Annotated in this window: 3 protein-coding genes and 1 pseudogene; 1 reads left to right on the top strand and 3 read right to left on the bottom strand. The window is 64.8% G+C overall.

Features of this window, described 5'->3' with window-relative positions; all coding sequences use genetic code 11:
* Positions 1-246, top strand: a pseudogene (locus AC27IQ_RS22445) (TOBE domain-containing protein); the annotation flags it as partial.
* A 22-nt stretch (positions 247-268) separates the two neighbouring features.
* On the opposite strand, the gene AC27IQ_RS22440 reads toward AC27IQ_RS22445, so the two are convergent.
* The 3 genes from AC27IQ_RS22440 to AC27IQ_RS22430 all read right to left on the bottom strand — a co-directional run bounded on the left by AC27IQ_RS22440 (position 269) and on the right by AC27IQ_RS22430 (position 2,176).
* The gene (locus AC27IQ_RS22440) at positions 269-916 is read right to left on the bottom strand and encodes a hypothetical protein (protein WP_317351955.1); all 648 of its coding nucleotides are present in this window, start codon (positions 914-916) and stop codon (positions 269-271) included.
* 367 nt (positions 917-1,283) lie between these two features.
* Entirely contained in the window at positions 1,284-1,694 is a 411-nt protein-coding gene (locus AC27IQ_RS22435; RefSeq protein WP_487090853.1) for a hypothetical protein, read from the bottom strand.
* A 113-nt stretch (positions 1,695-1,807) separates the two neighbouring features.
* Positions 1,808-2,176, bottom strand: coding sequence for a hypothetical protein (locus tag AC27IQ_RS22430; protein ID WP_317351959.1), 369 nt, complete (start codon positions 2,174-2,176; stop codon positions 1,808-1,810).
* Positions 2,177-2,488: the final 312 nt, after the last annotated feature.

Raw genomic sequence — 2,488 nt, 5'->3', positions numbered from 1 at the left:
TGCTCGCGCTGTGCAGGCGCGGCCGTGCGCGTTCAGGCCGGTTTGCCGGCATCGGCTGCCGACAACGCCTGGCCGGCCAGGGCATCGCGCGTGTCGCGCGGGCCGGCGGGCGACGAGGTTTCGGCCACGCTGGACGCCGGGGTGCACATGGTGGGGTTCGCGCCCCCGTCGAGCGGCCTGCGGGCCCGTGCTCGCGTGGCGATGGCGGTGGACGAGTCGGCTGTGGTGCTGGCCATCACGGGGTGACCGGATTTCGACTGGGTCCGGGTCACGGAGCGGTCTTGTCCAGGCTGCGCCGAAGCGCCTCGATGTCCTTCGGCTGCAATGGCATGAACTCACGCACCGTGGGGGCTTCTGGTGGGGGGTGGGCGAGTTCGTTTTCGCAGCGATCCAGGTTGCTCCGGATGGCCGCCCGCGTTGCAGCTGAAAGGGTGTAGCGCTCCCGCTCCACGGCCCGGAAGTATTCGGCCAGGGTGAGGTGGGCGCATTGGGTGAGCAAGGGGATCTGTGCGCTGGCTTGATCCAGGCTGAACGCGCTGCAGGGGGGCGGGGAAAGATACAACTGGAACAGCCGCAAATGGGCATCGGGACTGGTGCGGACCACACGCTGCATGACGGACTCCACCGTGCGCGCGTCGAAGCCGGGAACCTTGTCGCAGTAGGCGTCCATGCTGCGACGCAACTCCAGGCCGATGCGCGCGCCGTGCATGGCTTTCAGATGCCACTCGTAGGCTTGGTCGAAGGGCGGAATGCCTGCCAGGTAATTGCCGTAAGCCCACTGCGCAGGGTTGTCGCCGCTTTCGGCGCGGCGTTGCAACTCCATCAGGCAAAAGCCGTGATACGAGTATTCATCCTGCTGGTCGCAGGTGACGGCGCTATCGATCCACCACCACGCGGTCCAGGCGCCGACCAGCAAGGAAAGGACCAGAGCGATTCGGGTGCCTGCCCCCCATTTTTTCCATCGGCCAATCATCGGCGCTTCCCCATTTTCTGCATCAAGGCCCCTTTCAGCAGATCGCCGGTATCGCGCGGAGAGGTTGGGGCCGTTGCAATGGGTTGTCCATCGGGCCCCCAGGTTCGCCATAAGCCTGGACGCAACAGGTCGGGAATGGGGAGCATCGCCAATACGCCCGGGAGCTTCTCGAAGGCCCCTTGCCCCACCGCAGAACCGCCCAGCGGGTAATTCCAGGTGGTTGTCGTGGGCGCCGTGACATGCGTTCGCAACACTTGGGCCAATTCACTTGCGATGCCATCGGACGTGGCTCCCGCATTGCATGCGTCGATCAAAACCGGCTCTCCGTGCCAGAGGCCGCTGCGCCGGATCGTGTCGGCCACTTCCATGCATGGATCATTCCCTGAATGCTTTTTGCTGTGGCATGGGCAAATACATACACATAACCCGCAACACCCTTTTCCCTGAGTCCGGATTGATAGAGCACCTTATCCCCGGGCTGAATCAGGATGATCTTCTTCCTGATCGGGTCGATGGTCGCGATTTTTCGGACCCTCTTTTGCGAAGCATCGAGGCCTTCGAAGACCTGTTTGATCATTCCCTTTCCTGGTCCATATTGCATTCGCCCGTTGACCACGGGTTCTGCGGGCTCGCTCCGCAGCCATTGTGTCCATGCCATTGAAATTCGATTCGTGATGCCGTGACATGGCGAATCGCACGGGTCTTTGAATGCCACGCTCACGATTCACCTCCCTTTTTTCTGCCCGTCTTCGCAGGCCGCGGGATGATAGCGGCATGCGCAATGGGGATGACGGTCGGGGATCGCTGGCCCGCGCTCACGGCTTCATCGGGTGCTCACTCGCCTCCGAAGCGCGGTCGGAACTCCTCGCAGAACGCCGCGTTACCGCTGATCGAGAGTGTCACCGTATGCCGCGGTGCTGCGGGCTTGCCGGCGGTGGAAACGAGGCGCCGGGTGGCCTCGTCGAAAACCAGGGACTGCACGGCGGAGACCTCCCGCACGGCCTGCAGGTCGTAGTCCCAGGCGGCGCCGTCCTCGATGGCGCCGTTCTGGTTCGGGAAAGTGGCGTGGGCCCAGCCCAGCACCTGTGCGATCTCCGCGTGCAGGGCCGGCAGGTGCTCTTCGGTCACGCTGGCCATGGCATCCCAGGTGCCGGTGCCTTCGTCGTCCTCGCTGTAGTCGAATTCCAGGTAGCGCAGGGTCATGGGTTTCAGGTTTGTGGAAGGAAGGCGCCGGGGGCGGCGCGGCAGGGGGCATTTTCGGGCAGGTTGGCCGCGCTTTGCCACAGAATGTGCAGCGCCCACGGATGTGGGCGGCTCCCTCGATCACCCTTCGCTCCTGTGAACCCCGCCATGCCCGACTCGACGACACCCTCTGCCACCTTGCTGTGCGACGGCCTGCGCTTTGCCCACGCGCAGGGCCCGGCCGTATTCGACGGCTTCACCGCCCATGCCGCGCCGGGCGTGACGCTGGTGCGGGGCGACGAGGGCTCCGGCAAGACCACGCTGCTGCGCCTG

Source organism: Acidovorax sp. KPB24-07, from assembly GCF_057543315.1.
The sequence above is the reverse complement of the archived record's forward strand: the minus strand, read 5'-3'. Positions and strand labels throughout refer to the sequence as shown.

Coding starts and splice junctions, on each gene's coding strand:
- AC27IQ_RS22430 (WP_317351959.1), bottom strand. CDS start 2,176: ATGACCCTGCGCTACCTGGAATTCGACTACAGCGAGGACGACGAAGGC.